This is a genomic window from Amycolatopsis sp. NPDC003731 (genome assembly GCF_053586895.1).
On the sequence record NZ_JBSFNC010000035.1, the window covers coordinates 21,770 to 47,070 of the forward strand.

The 25,301-nt window shown below is 73.6% G+C and carries 22 protein-coding genes; 8 read left to right on the plus strand and 14 right to left on the minus strand.

Annotation, left to right across the window (positions count from 1 at the left end):
• Nucleotides 1–7: 7 nt before the first annotated feature.
• From ACWDN5_RS17235 to ACWDN5_RS17255, 5 genes are read right to left on the minus strand one after another with little or no spacing between them, the layout of a single operon-like run.
• Nucleotides 8–847 (minus strand): 3-hydroxyacyl-CoA dehydrogenase family protein, encoded by an 840-nt coding sequence (locus ACWDN5_RS17235; RefSeq protein ID WP_449677002.1) that lies wholly within the window; start codon nt 845–847, stop codon nt 8–10.
• Entirely contained in the window at nt 844–1,044 is a 201-nt protein-coding gene (locus tag ACWDN5_RS17240; RefSeq protein ID WP_449677003.1) for a 3-hydroxyacyl-CoA dehydrogenase NAD-binding domain-containing protein, read from the minus strand. Before ACWDN5_RS17240 ends, ACWDN5_RS17235 begins: the two co-directional genes overlap by 4 nt.
• A complete protein-coding gene (locus tag ACWDN5_RS17245) occupies nt 1,041–4,361 on the minus strand; it encodes a thioester reductase domain-containing protein (protein ID WP_449677004.1) in 3,321 nt (1,106 codons plus the stop codon). The genes ACWDN5_RS17240 and ACWDN5_RS17245 overlap by 4 nt, the downstream gene beginning before the upstream one ends.
• Entirely contained in the window at nt 4,358–4,681 is a 324-nt protein-coding gene (locus ACWDN5_RS17250; RefSeq protein WP_449677005.1) for an acyl carrier protein, read from the minus strand. Before ACWDN5_RS17250 ends, ACWDN5_RS17245 begins: the two co-directional genes overlap by 4 nt.
• Nucleotides 4,678–7,575: a condensation domain-containing protein gene (locus ACWDN5_RS17255; RefSeq protein ID WP_449677006.1), complete on the minus strand. Its 2,898-nt coding sequence runs from the start codon at nt 7,573–7,575 to the stop codon at nt 4,678–4,680. Before ACWDN5_RS17255 ends, ACWDN5_RS17250 begins: the two co-directional genes overlap by 4 nt.
• 202 nt (nt 7,576–7,777) lie before the next feature.
• Here ACWDN5_RS17255 and ACWDN5_RS17260 point away from each other — a divergent pair, with 202 nt between their 5' ends.
• Both ACWDN5_RS17260 and ACWDN5_RS17265 read left to right on the plus strand, forming a co-directional pair.
• A complete protein-coding gene (locus tag ACWDN5_RS17260; RefSeq protein WP_086852962.1) occupies nt 7,778–8,185 on the plus strand; it encodes a RidA family protein in 408 nt (135 codons plus the stop codon).
• A 26-nt stretch (nt 8,186–8,211) separates the two neighbouring features.
• Nucleotides 8,212–9,042, plus strand: coding sequence for a class I SAM-dependent methyltransferase (locus tag ACWDN5_RS17265; protein ID WP_449677007.1), 831 nt, complete (start codon nt 8,212–8,214; stop codon nt 9,040–9,042).
• Nucleotides 9,043–9,088: 46 nt separating this feature from the next.
• On the opposite strand, the gene ACWDN5_RS17270 is transcribed toward ACWDN5_RS17265, so the two are convergent.
• Entirely contained in the window at nt 9,089–11,104 is a 2,016-nt protein-coding gene (locus ACWDN5_RS17270) for an amino acid adenylation domain-containing protein (RefSeq protein WP_449677008.1), read from the minus strand.
• Nucleotides 11,105–11,566: 462 nt separating this feature from the next.
• Nucleotides 11,567–12,313: a TetR family transcriptional regulator gene (locus ACWDN5_RS17275; protein WP_310970061.1), complete on the minus strand. Its 747-nt coding sequence runs from the start codon at nt 12,311–12,313 to the stop codon at nt 11,567–11,569.
• A gap of 84 nt (nt 12,314–12,397) precedes the next feature.
• Between ACWDN5_RS17275 and ACWDN5_RS17280 the strand changes: the two genes are divergently transcribed.
• On the plus strand, nt 12,398–12,844 hold the full coding sequence (locus tag ACWDN5_RS17280; protein WP_449677009.1) for a glycogen operon protein GlgX: 447 nt from the start codon (nt 12,398–12,400) through the stop codon (nt 12,842–12,844).
• A 184-nt stretch (nt 12,845–13,028) separates the two neighbouring features.
• On the opposite strand, the gene ACWDN5_RS17285 is transcribed toward ACWDN5_RS17280, so the two are convergent.
• A complete protein-coding gene (locus ACWDN5_RS17285) occupies nt 13,029–14,015 on the minus strand; it encodes an AraC-like ligand-binding domain-containing protein (protein WP_449677010.1) in 987 nt (328 codons plus the stop codon).
• Nucleotides 14,016–14,172: 157 nt separating this feature from the next.
• On the opposite strand from ACWDN5_RS17285, the gene ACWDN5_RS17290 reads away from it, so the two are divergent.
• From ACWDN5_RS17290 to ACWDN5_RS17300, 3 genes are all read left to right on the plus strand, one after another.
• Nucleotides 14,173–15,126, plus strand: coding sequence for a VOC family protein (locus ACWDN5_RS17290; RefSeq protein ID WP_449677011.1), 954 nt, complete (start codon nt 14,173–14,175; stop codon nt 15,124–15,126).
• Nucleotides 15,127–15,276: 150 nt separating this feature from the next.
• Entirely contained in the window at nt 15,277–16,455 is a 1,179-nt protein-coding gene (locus ACWDN5_RS17295; RefSeq protein ID WP_449677012.1) for an acyl-CoA dehydrogenase, read from the plus strand.
• The gene (locus tag ACWDN5_RS17300) at nt 16,452–17,108 is read left to right on the plus strand and encodes an alpha/beta hydrolase (protein WP_310970056.1); all 657 of its coding nucleotides are present in this window, start codon (nt 16,452–16,454) and stop codon (nt 17,106–17,108) included. The genes ACWDN5_RS17295 and ACWDN5_RS17300 overlap by 4 nt, the downstream gene beginning before the upstream one ends.
• 17 nt (nt 17,109–17,125) lie before the next feature.
• Here ACWDN5_RS17300 and ACWDN5_RS17305 read toward each other — a convergent pair whose 3' ends face one another.
• The 3 genes from ACWDN5_RS17305 to ACWDN5_RS17315 form a co-directional block, all read right to left on the minus strand.
• On the minus strand, nt 17,126–17,698 hold the full coding sequence (locus ACWDN5_RS17305) for a DM13 domain-containing protein (RefSeq protein ID WP_449677013.1): 573 nt from the start codon (nt 17,696–17,698) through the stop codon (nt 17,126–17,128).
• Between the two features lie 94 nt (nt 17,699–17,792).
• Nucleotides 17,793–18,068, minus strand: coding sequence for an anti-sigma factor family protein (locus tag ACWDN5_RS17310; RefSeq protein ID WP_310970054.1), 276 nt, complete (start codon nt 18,066–18,068; stop codon nt 17,793–17,795).
• 143 nt (nt 18,069–18,211) lie between these two features.
• Nucleotides 18,212–18,895: an RNA polymerase sigma factor gene (locus tag ACWDN5_RS17315; protein ID WP_310970053.1), complete on the minus strand. Its 684-nt coding sequence runs from the start codon at nt 18,893–18,895 to the stop codon at nt 18,212–18,214.
• A gap of 225 nt (nt 18,896–19,120) precedes the next feature.
• Here ACWDN5_RS17315 and ACWDN5_RS17320 point away from each other — a divergent pair, with 225 nt between their 5' ends.
• Both ACWDN5_RS17320 and ACWDN5_RS17325 read left to right on the plus strand, forming a co-directional pair.
• Nucleotides 19,121–20,380: a peptide ligase PGM1-related protein gene (locus ACWDN5_RS17320; protein WP_449677014.1), complete on the plus strand. Its 1,260-nt coding sequence runs from the start codon at nt 19,121–19,123 to the stop codon at nt 20,378–20,380.
• Between the two features lie 35 nt (nt 20,381–20,415).
• Nucleotides 20,416–21,843 (plus strand): MFS transporter, encoded by a 1,428-nt coding sequence (locus ACWDN5_RS17325; RefSeq protein ID WP_449677015.1) that lies wholly within the window; start codon nt 20,416–20,418, stop codon nt 21,841–21,843.
• Nucleotides 21,844–21,866: 23 nt separating this feature from the next.
• On the opposite strand, the gene ACWDN5_RS17330 is transcribed toward ACWDN5_RS17325, so the two are convergent.
• From ACWDN5_RS17330 to ACWDN5_RS17340, 3 genes are read right to left on the minus strand one after another with little or no spacing between them, the layout of a single operon-like run.
• Complete coding sequence (locus ACWDN5_RS17330; protein WP_449677016.1) at nt 21,867–22,955, minus strand: DNA glycosylase AlkZ-like family protein; 1,089 nt, start codon at nt 22,953–22,955, stop codon at nt 21,867–21,869.
• Nucleotides 22,956–22,962: 7 nt separating this feature from the next.
• A complete protein-coding gene (locus tag ACWDN5_RS17335; RefSeq protein WP_449677017.1) occupies nt 22,963–24,312 on the minus strand; it encodes a cation:proton antiporter in 1,350 nt (449 codons plus the stop codon).
• Nucleotides 24,313–24,366: 54 nt separating this feature from the next.
• The gene (locus tag ACWDN5_RS17340) at nt 24,367–25,239 is read right to left on the minus strand and encodes a DMT family transporter (protein WP_449677018.1); all 873 of its coding nucleotides are present in this window, start codon (nt 25,237–25,239) and stop codon (nt 24,367–24,369) included.
• Nucleotides 25,240–25,301 lie beyond the last annotated feature (62 nt).

The window sequence follows — 25,301 nt, forward strand, 5'->3', positions numbered from 1 at the left end:
CCTCGGGTCAGTGTCGGTGGAAGCCCTGGCCGGTCTTGCGGCCGAAGTCGCCGTCGGCGACCTTGCGCAGCAGCAGCGCGCACGGTTCGTAGCCCGCGTCGCCGGTGCGTTCGTGCAGCACGCGCAGCGAGTCGACGACGTTGTCCAGGCCGATCAGGTCGGCGGTGGCCAGCGGCCCGGTCGTGTGCCCGAGGCAGCCGGTGAACGCCGCGTCCACCGCCTCGGGGGTCGCGATGCCCTCCTCGACGATCCGCGCGGCTTCGTTGATCGTCCGCTGCAGGATCCGATTGATGACGAAGCCGGGCCCGTCGCCGACGACGACGGGTTCCCGGCCGAGCCGGTCCAGCAGGGCGGTGGCGGCGGCCATCGCCGTGTCGGTGCTGCGCGGCCCGCGGATCAGCTCGACCGCGCGGATCAGGTAGGGCGGGTTCATGAAGTGGATGCCGACGAGCCGCCCGGGGTGGGTGACGGAGGCCGCGAGCTCGTCGATCGGGATGGCGGAGGTGTTGGAGACGAGCAGCGCCCCCGGCCGCACGACGGCCGACACCTCGGCGAGCACCTTCGCCTTCAGCTCGGGCCGCTCGGTGATCGACTCGATCACGACGTCGGCCTCCGCCACCGCGGCGATGCTGTCCGCGGGGGTGATTGCCCCGGCGGCGACGTCGGTGGGCAGCTTCCCCATCAGCTGGGCCAGCCGCAGCTGGCCGCGTATGTCGGCCTCGACCGCCTCGAGGCGTGCCGGATCGACGTCGACCACTGTCACCGGCAAGCCGTGACCCGCCGCCAGCGTCGCGATCGCCGTGCCCATCACCCCGGCGCCGAGCACCGCCAGCCGTTCGCCGCTCACTTGCCCTCCCTCGCCAATTCCGGCAGCTCCCGAGCCGGGACACCGCCCCGCCGCCCCCGCACCTCGGCGCCCACCGCCGCCAGCCGCACCGAATCGACGTCGACCACCGTCACCGGCAGGCCGTGACCCGCCGCCGGCGTCGCGATCGCCGTGCCCATGACCCCGGCGGCGAGCACCGCCAGCCGTTCGCCGCTCACTTGCCCTCCTTCGCCAGTTCGGGCAGCAGCTCGCCGAACGCTTCGTCGTGCGCGGCCAGGAAGGCCAGGCCTCGGCGCAGCTGCGCGCCGTCGATGGCCGAGCTGAGGCCTCGCCGCCGCAGCCAGGGTTGCCAAGCGCGCACCTGCACCGCGTCCTCGGCCAGCTCGTGGCCCTCGAGTTCGTACAGCGCGACCGCCGACAGCACGCGGCTGTCGCGGGCCAGCGCCTCCTTGGCCACCATCGCCCGCCAATCCGGCAACGGCATCGGGTCGGTCTCCAGGCCGGTGCCCGCCAGCAGGCCGAACAGGTCCCGGGTGCCGATCGAGCGCTCGTCGGCCAGGTGGTAGACCCGGCCCGCCGAGGCCGGGCTCAGCGCCAGCTCGGCGATCGCGCGCGCGATGACGTCGACCGGGGCGACCGGCTCGGCGCGGTCGTCCAGCGGGTGGGTACCGGTGGCCAAGCCGCTGGCGAGCATCAGCCACACCAGGTCCCGTGTGTTGCACGCGCCCGTGTCGCCGGCCGCCATGATCAGGCCCGGCCGGAACACCCGCGCCCGGATGCCGTCCTCTTCGGCCCGCTCCAGCAGCCGCTCGCCGACCCACTTGCTGATCCCGTAGCCGCCGAGGTCGGGGTGCAGCGGCTGGCGCCGCGTCTCCAGGCGGGTGCCGTCGGTTCCGCTCGCCGGCGCGGTCGCGGCCAGCGTCGAGACCAGGCTGAAGTCGCGGATGCCGTGGCGGCGCACCCAGTTCAGCAGGTCCACCAGCGGCAGGACGTTGTCCTCGCGCAGCACCCGGTACGGCTCGGTGAACACCACCCGGGCCGCGCAGTGCACGACGTGCCCGATCCGGTCCGGCAGCACCCCGTCGGCCAGCGCGTCCGCGGTCTCGCCGAAGGTGCGCAGGTCCGCGGGCACGGCGACGGCGCGGTCCGGATCGGGCGCGGGCAGCGCCACCGCGGCGGCCGCCTCCCGCAGCCGGGCCGCCGCCTCCGCCGGGTCCGCGGCCCGCACCAGGCAGTACACCCGGCCCGGCGTCGTCTTCAGCAGCTCGTGCAGCAGGAACGCGCCGAGGTAGCCGGTGGCGCCGGTGAGCAGGACGTCCCGGCCCGGCGCCCGCCGCCGCGACATCGGGGCGAGCGGCAGCTTCAGGTCGGCGTCGACCAGTGCGCCGTGGTCGTCCACTTCGGACGGTTCGGTGGTGCCGTCCGCCAGCTGCGCGCGCACGATCCCGGCCAGCCGCCGCACGGTGGCCCGGCTGCCGCCCGCGCGGTGGACGTTGACCAGCACGCCGTGCCGCTGCTGCAGCCGCAGCGCCATCTGCACCGACAGCAGCGACGTCCCGCCCAGCGCGCCGAACTCCTCGTCGACACCGACGGTCTCGCGCTCGAACAGTTCACCCCACAGGGCGGCGATGTCGTCCTCCAGCGACCCCGTCGCCACCGCCGGCGATTCGGCCGGGCGGGCGGGCGCGAACACGTCCAGCCGGTCCAGCGGCCAGAACCGCTTGCGCTGGAAGGGGTACGTCGGCAGTGGGACCCGGCGGCCGGTCTCGCCCGCGGCGGCCGCCCAGTCGACGTCGACGCCGTTCAGCCACGCCGTTGTCAGCAGCTCGTCGAGCTCGCCCGGCCCGTCGGCGAAGATCCGGTGGATCCCGTCCGCCGCCCCGGGGTCCACAGTGGACACGGTGGTGTCCGGCGGGAGGGCGGCGAGCAGGCCGGCCGGCGGCTGCGTCCCGACGACGACCGCGCGGCGCGGCGCCGGGCGGGCGGTGGCGGCCAGCGGGGGCCGGGGCAGCCGCAGGGCCGCGGCGAGCCGGCCGGGCGGGGCCGTCACGACCCGCCGTTCGCCGAACGCGGCCCGGCCGACCCGCAGCGTGTGCGCGATGTCGCCGATCGGGGCGCCCGGCGTGTCGAGCTCGTCGGCGAGCTGCCGCGACAACGCGTCCAGCTCGGCCCGCGTGCGCGCGGAGAGCACGAGCCGGACCGTGTCGCCCGCCTCCGCCGGAGGACGTGCCGGCTCCGGCGGCGCGGCGAGCACCGCGACCGCGTTGGTCCCGCCCACGCCCATCGAGTTCACCAGGACGTGCCGGTCGGCGGCCGGGTCGGCGACCCGCTCGGTCGGCACGTGGAACGGGCTCGCGGCCAGCTCGGCCGGGTCCCGCGGGGAGTCGAACGCCGGGTGCGGCGGCAGGACGCCGGTGCGGGCGACGTGCACGGCCTTGATGAACCCGGCGATGCCCGCCGCCGGGCCGAGGTGCCCGATGTTCGCCATCACCGAGCCGAGCCCGCAGTAGCCGGTGTCCGCGGTGCTCAGCCGGAACGCCTTGGCCAGCGCCAGCAGCTCGACGTGGTCCCCCAGCGGGGTGCCGGTGCCGTGCGCCTCGACGTAGCGGACGAGCCCGGCCGGGACGCCGGAGACGCGCAGGGCGGCCGCCACGACGTCCGCGACGCCGTCCAGGTTGGGCGCCACGTACCCGAGGCGGTCGCCGCCGTCGTTGCCGACCGCGGTGCCGCGCAGCACCGCCAGCACGGGATCACCGTCGGCGAGCGCGTCGGCCAGCCGCCGCAGCACGACCACGCCGACGCCCGAGCCGTACGTCGTCCCGCTCGACTTCGCGTCGAAGGACCGCACGTACCCGTCTTCCGACACCCACCCGCCCGGAGCCGGCTGGTAGCCGAGCAGCGGGTCGAGCACCGTCGCCCCGCCTGCGAGCACCAGGTCGCTCTCGCCGGACAGCAGGCTGAGCGTGCCGTAGTGCACCGCCGTCAGCGACGACGAGCACCCGGTCTGCACGCTCACCGAAGGCCCGCGCAGGCCCAGTTTGTAGGCGGCGCGGGAGGTCATGAAGTCCGCCTGGCCGCCCAGGGTCAGGTCCAGGTCGCCGACCGCGGCGGCGAGGCCTTCGTCGCGGACGCGCGCCGCGAACACCGCGGCCGAGTAGTTGCCGGCCGCGCTGCTGGCGAAGACCCCGGTGACCGGACCGTCCGGGCGCGGCGGGTGTCCCGCCGACTCCAGGGCCTCCCAGCAGGCTTCGAGGAAGATCCGCTGCTGCGGGTCGATGGCGTCGACCTCGCGGGCCTTGTAGCCGAAGAACTCGGCGGCGAAGTCGGCCACGCCCGGCAGCGACGCGCCGACCCGGACGAACCCAGGCGTTTCGAGGGCCGCTTCGGAGTGCCCGGCCGCGCGCAGCTGCTCGTCGCTCAGCTCGCGCATCGAGACGACACCGCGCTCGATGTTGCGCCAGTACTGCGCGGGCGTCCAGGCATCGGGGAACCGGCAGCCGACGCCGATGACGGCGATATCGGTCGGAGAACTCATGCCCGCCCACCGGCTCGGCCGAGCAGGGCACCACGCGCGGCCGGGCCCGCCGGGGCGGCCACCCGGTCTTCGGTGCCGGCGAGGAACGCCGCCTGCGCGCGGATCGTCGAGTGCCGGAACAGGTCCGACACCCGCAGCTGCCGGTCGGTCAGCTCGCGCAGGTCCTCCCAGAGCATCACGAGCAGCAGCGACGAGCCGCCCGCGTCGAGGAAGTCGCGGTCGAGCGGCAGCGCCGCCGGGTCGGCGAGGTCCAGGATCTCCGCCCACACCGCGCGGACCCGCTCCTCGAGTTCGGTGCCGGTTCCTTCGCTGGTCGTCACATTTCCTCCAGTGGCCGGGCCGACGGACCGGTGCTGAGGTCCTCGGCGGCGGTGACTATCGCGGCGAGCAGGGTTTCGGCCGTGCCGCGGTCGAACAGGGCGGTCAGCCCGGCGAGCTCGAAGGCCAGGTCGCCCGCGTCGTCGACGACGGTGAACTCGAGCTCGTACTTGATGTGCAGGGGTTCCAGGGGCCGCAGCCGGCCGGGCGGCGGGGTGTCGCGCACGGTCAGGTACACCGGGGTCACCGGCGGCCGGCTGGTGTCGCGGTCGGGGTCGAGCGCCGCGGCGACGGCGTCGAAGCGCGCCAGCGACGTGCCGAACGCGGCCTGGCCCGCCGCGCGGACGCGGCCCAGCAGCTCGGTCCACGACGGGCCGTCCCGCAGGTCGACGCGCAGCAGCAGGGTGTCGACGAACATCCCGACCACCTCCTCGTCCCGGGCCGAGCGGGTCGACCACGGGAAGGCGAAGAGGAAGTCGCGCTGGGAGCCGGTGCGGGCGAGGGCGACGCCGAGCAGCGCCGCGCCGAGCAGGAACGGCGTGCACCCGGCGGCGGTCGCGGCCGCGCGCAGGGCGGTGGCCCGCTCGGGACCGAGCGACGCGCGCACCACCAGCGCTTCGGTGCTCTGCTCGGGCGGCCGGGGCCGGTCGTGGGGCAACTCGACGTCCACCGGCGCCCCGGCCAGCCGCGCGATGACGGCATCGGTGTCCTGGTCGGCTCCCGCTTCCTCGGCGGGCGACGGCGGGGTGGCCGGGGCGAGCGGCTCGCCGCGGCCCAGCGCGGCGATCTGCCGCAGCACCAGGTCCATCGACGGCCCGTCGCAGGCGATGTGGTGGGCCACGACGACCAGCAGCACGCCGTCGCGGTGGCGGACGACCTCGGCCCGCGCGAGCGGTCCCGCGGCGAGGTCGAACCCGCGCCAGCAGGCCTCGGCGAGGTGGGCCGCCAGCCGGGGCGCGTCCCACGACCGTGCGTCGGTCACGGTCACCGGCGGCACCGCGTCGCCGGCCCGGACCACGACCCGGCGGCGCTTGCGGTCCAGCCGGAAGGCCGAGCGGAACGCGTCGTGGCGGGCCAGCACCTCGGCGGTGTCGTCCCGCAGCCTGCCCGGGTCGGTGCCCGCGGGCAGCTCGAGGACGGCGGGCACGACGTAGGCCTGCCGCAGCCACGGCAGCCGGTCCAGCGACCAGAACCGCTGCTGTGCCGCGGTCGCCGGGCGCTCCGGCCCGGGATCGGCCGGGGCCGGGGCCGCCGCGGCGGGGGCCGGTTCGGCGAGCAGGGCCGCCAGCCCGGCCACCGTCGGGTCGGCCAGGAACCGCCGGGCGGAGAGGGCCACGCCGGTCTCCTCCTCGATCCTGCGGAGCATGCGCACGACGAGCAGCGAATGCCCGCCCAGGGCGAAGAAGTCCGCCCGGGGCCCGAGCTGCCCCGCTTCCGCCCCCAGCTCGCCCAGCGCGGCTGCGAACAGCTCCGCGGCGCGGTGCTGCGTGCCGGACAACGCCGTGGTGGCAGGCGCTTCCGCCCGGACGGGCTCTTCGGCGGGCGGCTCCGCGGCGAACCGCGAGAGGTCGGCGGCGGGGTCGGCGAGGACCAGCGCCAGGATGTCCACATAGGACTCCAGCAGCGCGGCCGCGACCTCGGCGGGGTACCGGCCGGTGTCGTGCTCCAGGCTCACCCGGGCCTCGTCGCCGCGCGGCTCGACGGTGAGCAGGAGGTCGAACTTGGCCGTGCCGGTCGGCAGGATCTCCGGCTGGTCCCAGCGCACCGGGACGTCCGCGGCCGGCCGGGGGAAGTTCTGCAGCGCGAAGGCGACGTCGACGAGCTCGGTCCGGGCGGCCGCGGTGAGCCGGTCGAACGGGATGCGCTGGTGGGTCAGCGCCCGGTAGGCCTCGCCGCGCACCCGGCGGCACAGTTCGGTGAAGCCGGCGCCGTCCGGCACGGCGCACCGCAGCGGCACCGTGTTGACGAAGAACCCCACCAGGTCTTCGACCTCGACCGAACTCCGGTTGGCGGTGATCGCGGCGGCCAGGAACTCCGTGCGCGCCGAGCGCAGCCGCAGCAGCAACTGGAAGGCGGAGAACAGGACCACGAAGGGCGTCAACCGGTGGGCCCGCGCGTAGTCCGCCACCGACTGCCACAACGGCGCGGGCAGGACGGCGACCTGCTCGGCACCGTCGCGGACCACCCGGCGGCCGGGCTCCTTCGGCAGGGCCCCGGCGAGGGTCAGCCCGGCCGGTACCCCGGCCAGTTCGGCCAGCCGCTGCCGGATCCGGTCCGCGGTTTCGGCCGAGCCGGCGTCCGCGGCGTCGCGGCGGGCGAACTCGGCGTACTGCTCGCCGAGCCCGGGCAGCCGCACCGGCCGGCCGCGCACGGCGGCGTCGTAGGCCAGCGCGAGGTCGGTGCCGAGCCGGCCGAGCGACCAGCCGTCGAAGGCGATGTGGTGCAGCACGAGCAGCACCGCGTCCTCGGCGCCGTGGAAGACGGTGGCCCGCAGGACCGGGCCCGCGGCCAGGTCGAACGGCAGGGCGACCCGGTGTGAAGCGCTTTCACGGGCGTCTTCGGTCGCGACGACCTCGACGTCGACCGGGGCCGCCGGGACCACCTGCTGCACGGGATCGCCGTCCCGCAGGAGGTACCGGGTGCGCAGCACCTCGTGCCGCCGGACGACCTCGGTGAGCGCGGCCCGCAGGGCGGGCACGTCCACCCGGCCGTGCCACCGCAGGAAGACGGGGACGTTGTAGGTGGCCGCGCCCGGGGCGGCCTGGTCCACCAGCCACAGGCGGCGCTGGGCCGCCGACAGCGGCGCCTCCCCCGGGCCGGGACCGCCGTGCGGCCGATCGGCCGAAGCAATGGGCGAGGACGTCGGAATTCGACCTTGTTCGCGAATTTCGCGCAACTTTCACACCCCCTGCCGACCACCATAGGCAACCTTTTCGTAGATCATTATGTGATCTGGGTCACGACCCACCTTCGTCGGCGATTCCCTGATCATTCGCTCACTCCCGGAGCCGATCAGGTATCGTGCCGGGCGGACGTGATCGAATTGACCGGGCCTCGCCGATTAATCGGAATTCCCGGCAGGTGAACAAAGGACGAACATGCGCACCGAGCTCAGCAATCCGGCGACCGCGCCCGCCCCGGCCGGCCCCTACTCCCAGGTGGCCCGGCTGGACTTCGGCGACGGCGCGCTCCTCATCCTCTCCGGCCAGGTCGCCCTCGACGACGACAACGCCGCGATCGTCGGCGAGGGCGACGTCGCGGTGCAGGCCGAACGGACCCTGGAGGTGATCGGGGCGATCCTGAAGGCGCACGGCGCCGGGTTCGCCGACGTCGTCAACATCCGGACCTACCTCACCGACATGGCCGACCGGGCGGCGTACGCGCAGGTGCGCGCGCGGTACTTCACCGGCGACCTGCCGACCAGCACCACCGTCGCCGTGGCCGCCCTGTTCCGGCCCGAGGCGCTGATCGAGATCGAGGTCACCGCGGTCGTCCGGGGTCGCTGACCCACGTCCACGCACCAGGGGGAAAAGTGCAGCTCAACCGCTTTGTCACCGCCGAATTCCAGGCCGCCGCGGAACGCCTGCGGGTGCCGGAGATGGGCACCGAGGTGATCGCCCGGCTGCTGGCCGACCTCGTCTGCCTGCACCGGCCGAGCCGGGTGCTCGAGGTCGGCATGGGGTACACGACCCCGTTCCTGGCCGCGGCCCTGGCCGACGTGCGGGACCAGGTGGCCGCCGAGTCGGCGGCGCTCGCCGAGAAGACCAGCCGCCACCTCGCCGACCACGACGAGCTCGACGACACGTGGCTCAACGCCGCGCCGGCCCTGGTCACCCCGGAGTTCCACCTCCGGCCGTACCGGCCGTCCCTGGTCGCCGTCGACGACCTGTCGATCCCCGAGTCCTCGGCCGAACGGGTGCTCGGCGTGCTCCGGGAACTGCGGCTGGAGGACCTGGTGACGGTCGTCAACGCCGATATCCGCGACTGCGCCGACCGGCTGCCCGAGGGGTTCGCACCGATCGACTTCGCGTGGGTCGACGCCTGGGAGTGCCTGTACTTTTTCGACAATTTCTGGGAACGCATCAACCCGGACGGCGGAATCGTCCTGATGCATTATCTGCTGACCTATCCGGAGGGTGAGGTGATTGTCCGGTACATCGGCGAGTTCGCCCGCACGAATCCGGGTGAGCTGGAAGTCGTCAACCTCCTCGAATCGCAGAAACTGACCCAGAACAGCCTGACGATGATCCGCCGGACCGGCGGCACCCGAAAGCGCCGCTACGGCGGCCCGGGCGGCCGGGTGCGCTATTCACCGGAGCTGCGCGCGGCCGCCGAGGCCCACCGGGACGCCCTCCGGTCGTGATCACCCCGCCCCGGCCGCCGGATCACGGCGGCCGGAGCGGGGCCGTTCATGGGTGTTGCAGCTCCCGAACCCGCGTGGCGAGCTCGCCGAACGACTCCGCCAGCAGGACATCCGCCGGCTCCAGCACGATCCCCAGGCCGCTGCGCACCCGGGAGGCCACCTGCATGGCCAGGATGGAATTCCCGCCGAGGTCGAGGAAGTTCGCATCGGCCGGGGTGCCGGTCACGCCCAGCACCTCGCGCCACGCCCGCTCCAGCACATCCCCCGCCGGCTCACCGGACGACCGCTCGGACACGCCGGCCGCCGACCCCGCAACCGGCTCGCCGGACGCCCGATCCGGCACGCCACCCGCGAGCCCAGCAGCCGGTTCACCAGGCGGCCGCGACGGCAGGCCACCCGCGAGCCCAGCAGCCGGTTCACCAGGCGGCCGCGACGGCACGCCACCCGCCAGCTCAGCGACCGGCCCGCCGGATGTGCGACCGGGCACGCCACCGACCGACTCCGCGTCCAGCCCATCGGCCGCCCGCCCCAGCACGCCGGCCGCCGACCCTGCAACCGGCCCGGGCGGCGCAACCGGCGAGCCGGGCGGCCGATCCAGCGACGCGAGCAGGGCCGCGCGGTCGGCTTTTCCGGTAGCTCCCAGCGGAACCTCGTCGAGCACGATCCAGCGGGCAGGCACCATGTAGGCCGGAAGCACCCGGCCGAGCGCGGCCGACAGCTCCGCCGGACCGGGGCCACCACCCGCCGCCGGTAGCACGAACCCCGCCAGCCACGCCGACGGGCCATCGCCGACCTTCTCCACGAACGCCGCCGCCACCCCGTCGACGGCCGCCGCGGCCTTCTCGATCTCCTCCAGCTCGATCCGGTACCCGCGCAGCTTCACCTGGCGGTCGCGCCGCCCGACCAGTTCCAGCGCGCCACCGGGCAATTCGCGCACCAGGTCTCCCGTGCGGTAGCTCGGCGCGCCCGTCTCGTCCGGCACGAACCGTTCCGCGGTCAGGTCCGGCCGCCCGAGGTAGCCGAGCGCGACACCGGCGCCGCCGACGAGCAGCTCGCCGGTCTCCCCGGCCGCGACCGGCTCGCCGTCTTCGCCGACGACCGCGAGGGTGGTTTCCTGCAGCGCGAACCCGATCGGGATGCGGTCCAGCCCGGCCAGGGACTCCGGTGTGCAGTCGAAGAAGGTGGCGAAGGTCGTCGTCTCGGTCGGCCCGTAGCCGTTGACCAGCCGGCCGGGCGCGCCGTGGGCGAGCACCTCGCGCACCGCGCCGAGGTCGAGCTGTTCGCCGCCGACCACCAGCGTGTCCAGGAACCCGAAGGCGGCGGGGTGTTCCCGCGCCGCCGCGTGGAACAACGACGTCGTCAGGAAAGCCGCGGACACCCGGGCGTCCCGGGCCAGCCGCGCCCACTCCGGCGGCGGCAGCTCGGCCACGGTCGGCAGCACGACCACGGTGGCGCCGTTGCCGAGGGTGTTCCACAGCTCGAACGTGGTCGCGTCGAAGGCCGGGTTGGCCGTGTTCGCGACGCGGTCCCCGGGGCCGAGCGTGCAGAACCGCGCCCCGGTCGCGAGCCGGCGGACGGCGCGGTGCGGGACCAGCACCCCCTTGGGCGTCCCGGTGGACCCGGACGTGGAACAGACGTAGGCGACGTCTTCCCCGGTCAGCTCGACCTCCGGTGCCGCCGGGCCGCCACCGGCGTCCGGGACCGGCAGCGACGGCAGGTTCGCGGCGGGCTGGCCGGCCACGACCCGCGCGCCGGCGTCCCCGAGGATCGTCGCGACCCGGCCGGGCGGGGCCTGGGGGTCGACCGGCAGGTAGGCGGCGCCGGCCCGGAGGATGCCGAGCACGGCCACCACGAGGTCGGGGGACCGCGGCGTGGTGACGCCGACGACGTCGCCGCGCCCGACACCGGCGGCCGCCAGCTCGCCGGCGAACCGGCCCGAACGCCGCCACAGCGCGGCGTAGGTCAGGCTCGCGCCGGTGCGCGCGTCGGCGACCGCTTCGGCCTCCGGTGTGCGGCTCACCCACTGCCCGACGAGCGCCGGTACCGTTCCGGCTTGCTGCACTGTCGCTCCTCCCACGCCGGGGAACGGGATCAGCCCCGGAAGCCGCGCTGGTGAAGGGAAAGCGCCACGCGAGCCGAGCGTCCGTGCGCGCTTGCGGCAGACTGCGGGCGCGACCCTGCGCCGACGGCGCCGTGCACCGTGTCTGCGATTCCCCCGAGCGAGCCCCCAGAAGTTCCCCGGCACCAACGGTCGAATCCGATGCCAGTTGGTGAAAACCATACCGAGCACCGAAGGGATGCCAACCCGCCAATCAGGTGACTGGTCACGGTAGCGTCACGCACGCGCGGTCACTGTCCACATTGGACGATCAAGAAGCACTGCGAGGAAACAGAATGCGCGTTTGACGACGTGACGAACACCGGCCGCCAAGGCCGATCGCCTTCACCGCCACCGCCTCGCCCGGGTGGCTGTTGCCGGACTCGCCGCGAGCCTGTCCGGGCGTGGCACTGAGTGCCATCCAGGTCAAGAAACGGGCCGCTCGCCACCGAGCGCGGCCCGGACTTCGGCGAGCACCTGCTGCAGCGGAGTCGCCGTGGTCAGCACGGCGACCACCGTGGCGGCGTCGCCGCCCTCGGTGCCGGCCCGCGCTCGGAAAGCGTCGGCGACCAGCGCGAACGCCTCGGCCGCGTCGGCCTGGATGTCGCCCTTCCCGCCACTGCGCAGCCAGCGCCGGAGGACGTGATTGTTGGCGGCGGCGATCGCCGCGGCGAGCACGGCCGCACGCAGGCTGGCCGCCTCGTCGCCCTGGTCCTCGAACCGTGCCTGCAGGTACCGCGTGAGCACGCGCTGGTAGCGATCGACCGTCGCGACCTCCTTGTCGCGCAGGGAAGGCACGGCGCGGGTCAAGGCGAAGCGCTTGAGCGAGACGTCGAGGTCGTCGGCGTAGGCGTCCAGGACCAGCCCGACCGCGGCACACGCCACTTCGACCGGATCGCGCCCCGGGTCCGCGGCCGCGAACACCTCTTCCATCTCGGCCACGATCTCGTCGTGGTTGGCGAAGAGCACGTCGTCCTTGGTTTCGAAGTACCGGAAGAACGTCCGGCGGCCGATGCCGGCCGCGGCCGCGATGTCGTCCACCGTGGTGGCCTCGTAGCCGTTCGCCGCGAACAGGTCCACGGCCGCCGCGGCGAGCGCGCGCCGCAGCCGCCGCCGGCCCGCGGGGGTGGCGCCGGCCCGAGTGGCGGGCGCGCGGTGCGGTGCGTCGGTCATGACGGGAAAAGTAGCAGCCCGGCTTGCTAGTGGCACTCAGTGCCGCTAACCTGGCATCCTCACCCCGAGCGGAAGGCGCCGAAGATGTCGCTCGACCAGGATCTGCAGCCGGTCTCGCCCCGCGACCGGGCCGACGCGGTGTACCGGCGGCTCTTCGGCTGGTCGGTGCAGTGGCGCGGGAGCCAGCCGTTCCTGTCGCTGGAGAACGGCATCTGCGCCGCGACGCTGCCGAAGCTGAGTGCCGCCCCGGTCCTGGCGCGGCTCGCCGCCAACGGCTGCCAGGGCCCGGCCGTGGTCATGCCGACCCAGCAGGGACAACGGGTGGCGATCCTGGCGGAAACCGACGGCCTCATCCCGCCGCAGTTCGAACTCCCCCGGACCGTCGAGGTGCTCGCGTGGGGCACGCTGCTCCCCCTGCCCCTCGACCCCCGGCGCGGCACGCCGGGCGCGGAGTGGCTGGTCGCCCCGGATCCGCAGCGCCGGTGGCTCCCGAGCCTGGACGCCGTGCTCGCCGGCCTCCACCGGCAGTAACACGCCAGGCGCTCAAGGAACGCTCAAGCCTCGGCAGACCATCGGGAACCGCCGAGCGGCCCACCCGCAAGCACCGCCACCCGCGGGCGCCACCCCGCTCAAGCCTCGGCGCATCCCCAAGAAACGCCGATCGGACCGCCACCGGAACCCGCGGGCGCCAAGCCGCTCAAACTACGGCAGACCCTCACGAAACGCCGAGCGGCCCAACCGCAAGCACCCGCCGCCGGAACTCTGCGGGCGCCAAGCCGTTCTCCCGCTTGAAAACCGACCCGAAGTGCGATGCCCCGCGAAACCCCCACCGGGCACCGATCGCGGACGCCGGGACGTGCGCGAGTGCCGGGTCGGCGAGGTCGAGCCGGCAGCGTTCGATGCGGCGGTCGCGGATGCAGCGGGACACCGTGGTGCCGGTCCGCTCGAACAGGCTGTGCAGCGCCCGCGGCGAAAGGAAGTGCGCGGCGGCGATCCGGCCGGGGTCGAGACCGGGGTCGGCCAGGTGGCCGTCGATGTGGGCGAGGATCCGCTCGAGCAGCTCCTCGTGCGGGGGCCGCGCCGGCACGGGGGGCCCGAGTTCGCTGCGCAGCATCGTGCCGACGAGGGTCATCAGCGACCGGACGGCGGTGGGCCCGTGCGGCCCGAGCGCCTCCAGGTTCCGGTTGACGCTGAGCACCGTGCTCCACACCGTGTCGGTGAGGCCCGGCGCGCAGGCGAACGGCGTCGCGGTGATCTCGGCCAGCGGATCGCCCGGCCGGGACGTGATCGCGCTCTTCGGGAACCGGATGCAGGTGGAGCGGTAGCCGTCGCCCACGGTCAGGGTGGCCGGTTTGCCCGAGTCGTACAACGCGAACAGACCGGGTTTCAGCAGCGCGGCCCGGCCGTCCTGCGCGATGCGGATTTCGCCGGCGAGCTGCAGGGTGAGCACGTAGAACCCGGCGTCGACGGGGCGGATCGTGCGGTGGTCGCGATGCGCCGCGTGCCGTCCGGAGGCCATGTCGACGAAGCTGACGCCGTGAAGGTGCCGGTCACGGACGCGGCCGGTGAACTGCTCCGGCCGGTCGCAGTCGAACTCGAAGCTCAGCACACTGCGCCGGACCGCGGCCGCCCACGACGTGAGCGTGATCGGTCGCGGGGCCAAGCCGGTGAACTGCTCGGGCAGCGATGCGAATGACGTCATCGGCGCACTCCACGGTCGGTCCCGCCCACGGTACCCAGCCGCCGCGCCGCGGACCAGTGCGCCGGCTCGACACCACCGTGCGCTCTCGCGCCACCCGCCGGCTCGCGGTGTTCCTAGAGTTCGCGTCGGCGGACGTCTCAGCGCAGAGGAGCCATCCATGACCCACGTGCAAGGTTCGCACCACGTGACGCTTTCCGTGGCGGACGCCCAGGAGGACGTCGACTTCCACGTCAAGATCCTCGGCCTGCGCTTCATCAAGCGCACCGTCCTGTTCGACGGTTCCCTGCCGATCTACCACCTCTACTACTCCAACGCCGCGGGCGACCCCTCGAGCGTCGTCACGACCTTCCCGTGGGCGCAGGCCGGGTTCTTCGGCAAGCGCGGCACCAACCAGGCCCGCGAGGTCCTGCTGTCGGTCCCGGAGCACTCGCTGGACTTCTGGCACGGCCGGCTGACCGAGCACGACGTCGAGGTCACCGACGTCGAACGGTTCGGCAGGCGCCGGCTCGCGTTCCGGCACCCCTCGGGCATCGAGTACCGGTTCGTCGGCAACAGCGGCGACGACCGGGCCGGCCACCCCGGCCACGGCGTGCCGCCGGAGCACGCGATCCACGGCATCCACGGCGTCGGGGTGCACATGGCCACGCCCGACCGCATGGTCGAATTCGCCGGCGAGTCGTTCCACGCCCAGGACGGCCTCGCCGAGGAGGGCGACGTCATCGGGCTGCAGATCGGCGACGCCAAGCACGGCAACCACCTCGAGATCACCGTCAACCGCACCGACGACCAGGGCACCTGGGGCTACGGCGCCGGCACCTACCACCACTTCGCGTGGAACGCCGCCACCCTGGAGAACCAGGACGCGCTGAAGTTCGAGATCGAAGGCCGCGGCTACACCGACATCTCCGAGCTCAAGGACCGCAAGTACTTCAAGAGCGTCTACGTCCGCACCCCGAGCGGCGCGTTGTTCGAGCTGGCCGTCACCCACGCCGACGGCGGCTGGACCTGCGACGAGTCCCCGCACGAGCTCGGCAGCCGCTTCCAGCTGCCGGAACAGTTCGAACACCGCCGCGACGAGATCCTGGGCCGGCTGGAACCGATCGACATCTGAGGGCGGCGCGCACGACCGCACCGCACGTGGCCGGCGGGCACGAGGTCACCTGCCCGATGGGCCCGCTGCCGGCCGAGCGAACTCGGACGAGACCGTGCGGCCCGTCATCGGCTGGATCCTGCCCACGCTGCCCACCCGAGGAGGGACACTGTGAACCACCTGCACGTCAGCGCCGAGTTCGACGCGGTCATGGCCCGGCTCGACGCGATCGCGCCGCTCATCGAGGACACCGCCGACCAGGGCGAGGTCCTCGGCCGCGTGCCCGACGAGCCCGCCAAGGCCCTGCAGGGCACCGGCGCGTTCAAGATCGGCATCCCCCGCGAACTCGGCGGCTACGAGTTCTCGCCGCGCCAGGTGATCGACACGATCGCCCGGCTGTCCTATGCGGACGCTTCGGCCGGCTGGGCGTTCATGGCCGTGCAGATGGTCACCGGCACGACGGCCGCCTACCTCGGCCCGGAGGCCGCCGCGGACCTGTACCCGGACGCCGGCCGCGGCGATCACGCGCTCATCGCCGGCCAGGGCACCAAGCTCGGCACGGCCGTCCGGGTGGACGGCGGCTACCGCATCAGCGGGCACTGGCACTTCGCGTCCGGGATCTCGATGGCGACCCACATCCACACCGCCGCGCTGTGCGCGGAGACCGGCGAACCGCTGGTCTTCACGCTGCCCAAGGAGCAGGCCGCCGTCATCGACAACTGGGACGTCATGGGCCTGCGGGCGACCAGCAGCCACGACTACGTGTGCGAGGACGTGTTCGTGCCGGAGAGCCACGTGTACGGCATCGCGACCACCGACGTCCGGCACGGCGGCGCGATCTACCGGATGGGGCTGGCGAACATGGCCGGCGTCTGCCACGCCGGCTGGGCGCTCGGCGTCGGACGCCGGATGCTCGACGAGCTGAAAGCGTTGGCGGCCAAGAAGACCGGCGTCCCGGGGGCGTCGGTGGACACGCAGCAGTTCTACGCCGAGTACGCCCAGGCCGAGGCGAAACTGCGGGCGGCGCAGGCGTGGGCGAAGGAAGTCTGGACGGCCAACGAAGACACCCTGGACCGCGGCGAACCGCTGGACACCGAACAGGAGACGCTGACGCGGTTGATGCTCAACAACACGACGTGGTCGGTGCACGCGGTGGGCCAGACGGTCTACAAGTGGGCGGCGACGGCGGCCCTGCGCCACGGCGTCCTGCAGCGGTTCTTCCGCGACCTGCACGCGGGCACCCAGCACGTCACCTCCAGCCCGGTCGTGCTGCAGAACTGCGGCAAGCTCCTGAGCGGCCTGGCCCCCGGCGCGCGGTGGGTGTTCCTCGATCTGCAGGAATCGCGGTGACGGCCGGGCTCACCGAATGGGGCGCTCCGGCGGACCGGGCGGCGCTGGCCGTGCTCGCCGTGCACGGGCGCGGCCAGGATCCCGCCTTCATGCGGGCGACGGCACGTCGGCTCGGCACGGCGTCCGCGCGGTTCTTCGCGCCCGAAGCCGAGGGCAACACGTGGTATCCGCTGTCGTTCCTGGAGCCGGTCGAGCGCAACCAGCCCGCGCTCGACCGGGCGGTGCAGGTGCTGGAGTTCTCCCTCGACCGGCTCGCCGAGGCCGGTTTCGGTGGTGACCGGGTGGTGCTGTGGGGCTTTTCCCAAGGCGCCTGCCTGCTGGCGCACCTGGTGCTGAGCGCCCCGCGGCCGGTGGCCGGGCTGGTCCTGTTCACCGGCGGCTACCCCGGCACCACCCCGCCCGCGCCGGGCAGCCGGGCCCTGCGCGGGGTTCCCGTGGTGCTGCGGAGCATCGAGCACGATCCGTGGGTACCCCGGTACCGGGTCGAGGAGACAGCCGCGGTGTTGCGGCAAGCCGGAGCGGAGGTGGACCTGCGCATCGACCCGGGCACCGAGCACATCATCACCGATGAAGCCTGCGCGACGGCCACCGAGCTGCTCGACGCGGTGGCGGCGCGCGGCGCGGGAGAGCCGGGTGCGGCAAACGGTTGTTGACGGCGACCTGGTCGCGCTCAGTCCTCGGTGTACCGGCCGGCCAGTTCCGCCGCGCCGAAGGAAACGTCGAAGCGGTCGCACCAGAGGCTCACGCTGCGATAACCGGCCAAGTCCGTCCCGGCCGGCAGCGGGTAGTTCTGGTTTCCCTTGTTGCCCTTGAGCTTGCCCGCGTCGAGGTGCTTGCCGTCGTCGAAGACGGCCCAGCCGTCCTTGCCCGGCTTCACCGGCGCGTCGGTGAGCCAGACGTGCACGTCCGGGCCGCTGCTCGTCTCGAGGTTTTCCAGGCGCAGCACGAGCGATCCGTCGGCCGCACGCAGGATCCGGACGGTTCCGGCGGTCCGGTGCTCGTGGCTGATCAGCCTGCCGGTCGCGAGGTCGGCGGGTTCCGCCGGGCGAGACGGCACGGACACCGGCGGCACGGACACCGTCGCCGGTGCGGCGGCGGGCTCGGGCAGCGCTTCCTGCACCGTTTCGTCCACCCAGAGCTGCCACGGCTGGAACCAGTACAGGCCCGCGGCGACCGCGACGAGCCCCGCCACCAGCACGCCGATGAACCAGGGCCGCCCGAATACCCGCCGGGTGCGGTTCATCTCGCTCTCCTCCACGTCGTCGGTTGCCCCTCATTCAACGGGAAGAATGGCCCGGCCCGCGCTCCGAGCACGGTTACCGATCCCTTACGGCGAACTAATTGCCGGCTTCGTCCGGGGCGTCCGCGGGCGGGTGCAGTTTGCGGAACTCGGCCAGCAGCATGCTGCGGCGTTCCGGCGCCAACACCCCCGGCGATTCGTCGGGCAGTTCGCCGAGCGTGGTGATCGTCCGGCGGAACTGGTCGATGTAGCTTCCGCAGCCTTCGCAGATGGCGACGTGGTCGACCAGACGGCGCTCCGTGGCCGGATCGAGCTCGCCGTCGAGGAAGGCCGAGACCAGCTCGACCAGCTCCTGACATGTCATCTTCTTCATGTCGACCACCCGTTCAGACTACCTGTCCGACCTTCCTCGGCACCGCCGTGCAACCAAGAGCTACGGACATACAGTGTCGGAGGGTCGCGCAGCGTTACACCGCGCACGAGGATCGCGGTCCAGTCCCCTTCGAAGACGGGCCGTCACGGTGCGATCGCGTCCGGGTCGTCGCCCGCCGGCGCGGGCGTCAGGTAGTCTTCGAGCCGCTGCCGGACCGCCGCCCTCGCCCGGTGCAGCAGAACCCGCTGGTTCGCCGCCGAAATCTCCAGCATCTCGCAGACCTCTTCGGACGTGCACCCCTCGACATCGCGCAGCGTGAGCACGATCTGCTGCCGCTCGGGCAATTCCGTCAGCGCCGACGACACTTCATTTCTGATTTCCGTCGCCATTGCTTCCTGTTCCGGCGTCGGCCACGCGGCCGGATAGGCCCACCAATCGCCGGGGTACGGATCGGTGGAACCGCGAAAACGGGACGGGTCGACCGTCGGCCCGAAGTCCTCCGCCAGGACCACACTGCTCCAGGGGACGGTACGCCTTTCTTGGGTACTACGCCGTTTGGCGGCGTTCACGAGAATCCGGAAGACCCACGTCTTCAACGATGAGCGGCCCTCGAAGTCGCCGATTCCGCGCACCACGGCCAGCCAAGTGTCCTGGACCAGCTCGTGCGCCGAATCGTTGGTGCTGACGAAGGATCGCGCCACGCGCAAGAGTTTTCCCGACCACGCGTCGAGAAGGAGCGCATACGCCGTTTCATCGCCACCCCTGAGCCGGGTGACGAGTTCGGCATCGGACGGGAGCGGTTGTGCTCCCCCAGTAAATCCTCCCACGGGCCGAGGGTAGCTCAAGACATGGGAGGGCGCAGACAATAGAGCAGCGCATTGATCAACGGAACAGAGCGTATTCGGAAACGCTCGGAACGGCGGTTGCGGCGGCGAAAACCGTGCGGCTCGTCACATCAGGTGACGGCGGGTGTGACGGCGGTGCGACTCCGCGGTCACGGCGAGTCGTGCAGGGTCGGCCCGATGGTCTTCCCTTCTACCGAGGACGCCACGATGCCTGACCTCATCGCCGTCGAGCCGGGCGGCCCGGAATGCGGCTGCGAACTGGTGGCCGTCCTCGGGGAGCAGGACCGGCTGCTGGTGCCGCACCGCTGCGGGGACGACTTCCTCGGCTACCTCGGCGACCTGCTCGGGTCGCGGCTGAGCGCCGGGAACCTGGTCGTGGCCGGGCCCGCGCTGGACGACGGCCGGGCCGCGGCCGCACTCCGCGCCGGCGACCTCGGCGCGCGACGGCTGGTCCCGTACCGCCCCGGGCGCGGCGTCCTGGCCCTCGCCGACGATCTCGGTCTCCCCGTCGCCGGGGTCGGCGGCGACACCGACGCCGCGTGCCGCCGGTTCCTCCGGTTCGGTGGCGCCGAAGCGCTCGACGGACCCGCCGGGCTGCACCTGCTGGCCGGCGCGGTCGGCGCTCCGCTCGTGCCGGGCCGGCCGGTCGCCACCGAGCACGGCCTCTGCTCGGCGGTGCGGGCGCTGCTGCCCGTCGCGGGGCGCGTGCTCGTCCGGCGGGATTCCGGCCGGGGCGAGGGGCTGGTGGTGACCGTGCACGACGAGATCCGCGACGAACGGCACCCGATCGTGCGGGTGCCCGGCGACGACTGCGACTTCGCTTTCCTCGCCGCCGAACTGTGGCCGCTGCTGAGCGACCACGGCGGCGCGGACGTGCTCGTCGAGGTGCACCGCCGGGTCCTGCGCGCCCACGTCGCGGAGTTCTGGGTGCCCGGGCCCGCCGGTCCGCCCGATCTGCTGGGCCTCGCCGAACGGCGGCCCGGCGTCGCGGGCCTCGAAGTGCCCGGCGGGAACCTGACCGCGGCCCTGCGCGCCGAGCTGACCTCGCACAGCGTGAACGTCGCGGCCGAGGCGGGGCGGCGGGGGTACGCCGGTGCGCTGCGCGTCGACTCGGTGGTGACCGGGGACGGGTGGTTCGTCAGCGGGGTGCGAGCCGGCGCCGGCCGGTACGGCCCGGTCGCGCGGCTCGCCCGGGCGCTGGCCGGCCCGGACCACACCCGGGACCGGGTGCTGCTGACCCGCGCGGGCATCAAGGTGCGCGATTTCCCGACGGCCGTCGCGGCGCTCGAGATCGCCGAGGTGGCCTACGACCGGCCGGCCCGGACCGGGGTGGCCGTCACCGTCGACGCCACGGCGTGCCGCGGCGAAATCGGCTGGCTGGTCGCCGGGCGCGACGCGGCGCACGCCGCCCGGCTGGAGCAGCGGGCGCTCGCGGCGTTGCGGATGACGTGGAGCTGTGCCGAGTGACGGTCGTGTGACGCCGCAGCGCGGAGGGTGGAACCATGGACACAGCAATCGGTACGCGCCCGGGGACGCGGTCCCCGGCCGAGCTCGGCCCGGCCGGGCTGCTGACCGTGCTGAGCGGCGCCGGCCTGTCGATCGTCGACTTCTTCATCGTCAACGTCGCCTTGCCGACCATCGACCGCACCCTGCACGCGACACCCGTCGTGCTGCAGCTGGTCGTCGCGGCCTACGGGATCGCCTACGCCACCCTGCTGGTGCTCGGCGGGCGGCTCGGCGACCACTTCGGCAGGCGGCGGCTGTTCGCCGTCGGCCTCGGCCTGTTCACCCTCACCTCGCTCGCCGGCGGCCTCGCACCGACGGCCGGCCTGCTGGTGGCGGCCCGGGCCGCGCAAGGGGCGTCGGCGGCGCTGATGGTGCCGCAGGTGCTGTCGATCATCCAGGCCACCACCGCCGGCGAGCGGCGGTCGAAGGCACTGGGCTGGTGGGGAGCCACTTCGGGGCTGGCCATGTGCGTCGGCCAGCTGGCGGGCGGCCTCCTGGTGACGGCCGACCTCGGCGGCCTGACCTGGCGGCCCATCTTCCTGGTGAACGTGCCGATCGGGCTGGTCTGCCTGCTCGCGCTCCGGCGAACCGTGCCGGAGAGCCGCTCGGAGCGCCCGCTCGGCCTCGACCGGGCCGGCACCCCGCTGTTCGGTGCGCTGGTCCTGGCGGTCCTGGTGCCGCTGATGGCCGGCCGCGTGCTGGGCTGGCCGTGGTGGACGTGGCTGTCGCTGGGCGCCGCGCCGGTGCTCGCGGTGCTGTTCGCCCGCACGCAGCGGCGGGCCGAGCGGCAGGACGCCACCCCGCTGCTGCCGCCGTCCCTGCTCGCGCTGCCCAGCATGCGACGCGGACTGGCGCTCAGCGCCCCGTTTTTCGCCGGCTTCGGCGCTTTCCTGTTCGTGTACGCGCTGACGCTGCAGGACGGCCTCCGGTTCAGCGCCGCGGCCGCGGGCCTCGCGATCACCCCGATGGCGGTCGGGTTCCTGGTGGCCTCGCTGGTCAGCAGCAGGTTGACAGTCCACATCGGACACCGAGTGGTGACGACGGGCGCCATCGCCCAGGCAGCCGGGATCGCCGTCCTCATCGGCACGGTCCTGCTCGCCTGGCCGCACGTACCGATCCTCGCCCTGGTCCCGGGCATGGCCCTCGCGGGCTTCGGCCAGGGCCTGACGATGACGACGATGTTCCGCGTCGTCCTGTCCCGAGTGCCGGCCACCCAGGCCGGCGCCGGGAGCGGCGTGCTGGTGACCGTGCAGCAGGTGTCGGTGGCCGCGGGCGTGGCCACGCTCGGCAGCTCGTACCTGTGGCTGGCCGAGCCCGGAGTACTCGGCATCCGCGATGCCTTCGCGGGCGTGATGGCGGTCCAGGTCGTGATCGCCCTGGTCATCTTCGCGGCCGGACGCAAACTCCCCGACCCACGCGGCTGACCCACCACACGCGACGGACCCCCTCACACCCCCAACGTCGCCGACCGCAGCGAAAGCCCGAAGGTGGCCGCGAGCCGCTCCGCTTCGCGGTCGAAGCCCGCGCGGAATGCCTTGCCCTTCTCCTCCCGGACGGCGAACCGCCCCTCCACGGCCAAGCCGCCACCGGTCACCGTGCAGCAGACCCAGCCCACCGCGCGGTCGCCGGTCAGCAGCGGCAGGGCGTAGTACCCGAACCTGCGGGCCGCGGCCGGTGTGTACGCCTCGAAGCGGTACGGCCAGCCCCACAGGAGCTCGAAGCGGCGGCGGTCCCAGACCACCGGGTCGAACGGGGCGAGGAACCGGACCCGCGGCGGTACCGGCGTTTCCGGGACGACCGCGTCGGCCGGCCGGGCCCACGAGCACCCGGCCACCACTTCGACGACGAGTTCCCCCGAAGCCACCAGGGCATCGACCGCCGCCGACGCGTCGATTCCGCCTCGGCGGCGCAGCTGCACCAGCGCGCTTCGCAAGGTGGGCAACGGAACCGGCATCAGCAACCGCGCCAGGTACCTCGTCAGCGCGAGCGCCGGGTCGCCCGTCGAGGACACCGGTGCCGCGGGGCCGTAGAGCTTCACGCCGTTGCGGCGCCCGGCGACCCGGACCAGCCAGTGCCGGTGCAGCTCGTCGAGCGCGTGGGTGGTGGCCGTCGACGTCCCGCCCCAGAGGTTCTCCACGCGCGCGTCGCCCAGGCGGGCCGCGACCTCCCGAGGGTGGACGACCCCCGTCTCGCCGACCAGCGCCAGGACGTCCGCGGCCACGCCCGAGGGCCGGTACGCGAACTCCGGGCGGCCGCGGGGGTCGGCCAGCGCCCGCAGCCGCGGGGTCATCGCGCCGTAGACGTGCAGGTAGCCCTCGTCCAGGCCGAGCCGGTCGTACGCCCGCTCGAGACCGCCCTCGCGGTAGCCGCGCACCCGGTGGCGCAGGATCAGGTCCTGGGCGCGGCCCGGGCGGCGGATCGGGTCGTACTGCACGAACTCCAGCGCCTCGACGGCAGTGGTCAGCGCACCCGGGTCACCCAGGGTCGCGTGCACCGCCGCCGCCCGCAGGCGCCGGAGCCGGCCGGTTTCACTCATGGGGCGATCATGCAGCGCGCGCCGTGTCCTCGTCGTCCGGGGCGTCCTTCGGAGCCGGGGCCGGAGCCGGTGCGACGACCGAGGCGGCCGCCGGCGCGCGGCGCTTGAGACGGCTCAGCAGCGGCCCGGTCATCAGCGTCGTCACCACGGCCATGATCACCATCGCGGTGAACAGCCGCGTGTCGAGCACGCCGAGGCTCAGCCCGACGTTGAGGATCACCAGCTCGGTCAGGCCGCGGGTGTTGAGCAGGATGCCGAGCGCGACCGACCGGTGCCCGTCGGCCCCGGTGAGGCGGGCCGCCCCGACCGCGCCGGCGAACTTGCTCACGCACGCGACGGCGATCACCGCGAGCACGATCACCACTCCGCGCATCCCCAGCGTCCCGAGGTCGACCGAAAGCCCGGTGACGGTGAAGAACACCGGGAGCAGCAGCAGGCTCATCTGCTCGATCCGCGCCGGCACCTCCGGCGCGCTCGCGGCGACCGCCTCCCGCGGCACCACGGCGCCGAAGAGGAACGCCCCGAACACGACGTGCAGGCCGATCACGTCGGTCGTCCACGCACACGTGAGCAACCCGGCCATCAGCACGGTGTGCACGGCGATCCGGCTGCCCGCCCACTTCCGCTCCGGCGCCAGCAGCCACTTCAGGGCCGGGCGCACCAGGTACACCAGCACGAGGACGAACACCGCCGAGCCGAGCGCGATCCGGCCGAGCGGCCACGGACCGCCCACCGTGACGACGGCGACCACCACGGCCAGCACGCACCAGGCGAGGAAGTCCTGCACGGCCGCGCTGGCCAGGGCGACCGTGCCGAGCCGGCTGTGCTGGAGACCGCGCTCGGTGACGATCCGGGCCAGTACGGGGAACGCGGTGATCGACATCGCCGCGCCGAGGAACAGCGCCGGCCCGAGCGCCCCGCCCATCTTCAGCTCGTGCCGGTCGAGCCACGGGTACAGCAGCAGGGCGAGCCCGGCGCCGAGCGCGAACGGCAGCGCGACCGACACGAGGGACACCGCCGTCACCTGCTTGCCGACACCCCGCAGCCGCGAAAACCTCAGTTCGTAGCCGACACCGAACATGAACAGCACCAGGCCCAGCTGCGAAAGCACCATCAGGTAGGGCCGGGCCGCCGGCGGGAACAGCACCGCCGTCGGGTCGCCGGGCAGCAGGCCGAGCAGGCTGGGGCCGAGCGCGATCCCGGCGACGATCTCGCCGAGCACGGCGGGCTGCCGCAGGCGCTTCGCCAGCAGGGCGAACGCGAACGCGGTCACCAGCAGCAGGCCGAGGTCGGCCAGGACGACGCCGGCCACCGCTTCGCCTCCGCCGGCGGAAGCAGCTTTGATGTGGGGAGTCACGGATTCGACCACCTTCGGGGGAAAGCCGCCCGCGACGCCGGGGACGACCGGCACTCACTCCCGGTCGTACCGGACGCCGAGCAGGACGGCGAGGATCACGACGGCGCCACCGGCGATGCCGTTGACACCGGGCACTTCGCCGAGGACGAGCCAGGTCCACACCGGCGTCATGGGCGCGTCGAGGACGTCGATCAGCGACGCGTCCCGGGACGGCACGCGGCCGGAGCCGAGCACCAGGAAGACGCGGCCCAGACCGAGGGTCACGATGCCGAACAGGGCCGAGACGGCGAACCCCTTCGGGTCGAACAGGTCGCGGTCCAGGAAGGGGGCCGCGAGCAGGCTGGAGAGCAGGCAGGCCAGCGCGGACGCAGCCAGCATCGGCGTGTCCCGGTGCCGGCGCGAGATCAGGATGACCCCCGCCACGCACACCGTCATCACGAAGGCCAGGCCCATGCCGGCCAGGTCGCCGCCGCTCAGGCCGCCGCCGGCCATCACGCCGACGCCGATCACCACGGCGGCGCCGGACACCCAGAACACCGGGGACGGCTTGCGCCGGAAGAAGATCAGCTGGGCCAGCCCGACGACGATCGGGATGGTCGCGTAGATGACCGACACGTTCACGACGCTGCCGAGCCGGTAGGCCCCGACCAGGCTGGTCATCCCGACGGTGAACAGGCCGGCCACGGCGAGCGCGGGCCAGCGGAAGTTCTCCCGGTCCGTCATGCGCTGCTTGGTGAACAGCCGGGCCACCACCCAGATCGCGAGCGCACCGAACACCCCGCGCAGGAACAGCACGTCACCCAGCGACTGCGTCGTCGCCCGGGTGAACAACCCGATCGTGCTGAACGACGTCGCCGAGCCCAGCATCAGCAGGATGCCGACGACCCGCTCCCGGCGCACGTGCGCGTCGCCGGACTTCTCCCGCACCAACGGCTCCACGTCTGACCTCTCGTCATCCACCGGACCAACCTACGGCACCGCGCCGGCCC

Coding starts and splice junctions, on each gene's coding strand:
- ACWDN5_RS17245 (WP_449677004.1), bottom strand. CDS start 4,361: ATGAGTTCTCCGACCGATATCGCCGTCATCGGCGTCGGCTGCCGGTTC.
- ACWDN5_RS17260 (WP_086852962.1), top strand. CDS start 7,778: ATGCGCACCGAGCTCAGCAATCCGGCGACCGCGCCCGCCCCGGCCGGC.
- ACWDN5_RS17275 (WP_310970061.1), bottom strand. CDS start 12,313: ATGACCGACGCACCGCACCGCGCGCCCGCCACTCGGGCCGGCGCCACC.
- ACWDN5_RS17280 (WP_449677009.1), top strand. CDS start 12,398: ATGTCGCTCGACCAGGATCTGCAGCCGGTCTCGCCCCGCGACCGGGCC.
- ACWDN5_RS17285 (WP_449677010.1), bottom strand. CDS start 14,015: ATGACGTCATTCGCATCGCTGCCCGAGCAGTTCACCGGCTTGGCCCCG.
- ACWDN5_RS17290 (WP_449677011.1), top strand. CDS start 14,173: ATGACCCACGTGCAAGGTTCGCACCACGTGACGCTTTCCGTGGCGGAC.
- ACWDN5_RS17305 (WP_449677013.1), bottom strand. CDS start 17,698: ATGAACCGCACCCGGCGGGTATTCGGGCGGCCCTGGTTCATCGGCGTG.
- ACWDN5_RS17310 (WP_310970054.1), bottom strand. CDS start 18,068: ATGAAGAAGATGACATGTCAGGAGCTGGTCGAGCTGGTCTCGGCCTTC.
- ACWDN5_RS17320 (WP_449677014.1), top strand. CDS start 19,121: ATGCCTGACCTCATCGCCGTCGAGCCGGGCGGCCCGGAATGCGGCTGC.
- ACWDN5_RS17325 (WP_449677015.1), top strand. CDS start 20,416: ATGGACACAGCAATCGGTACGCGCCCGGGGACGCGGTCCCCGGCCGAG.
- ACWDN5_RS17330 (WP_449677016.1), bottom strand. CDS start 22,955: ATGAGTGAAACCGGCCGGCTCCGGCGCCTGCGGGCGGCGGCGGTGCAC.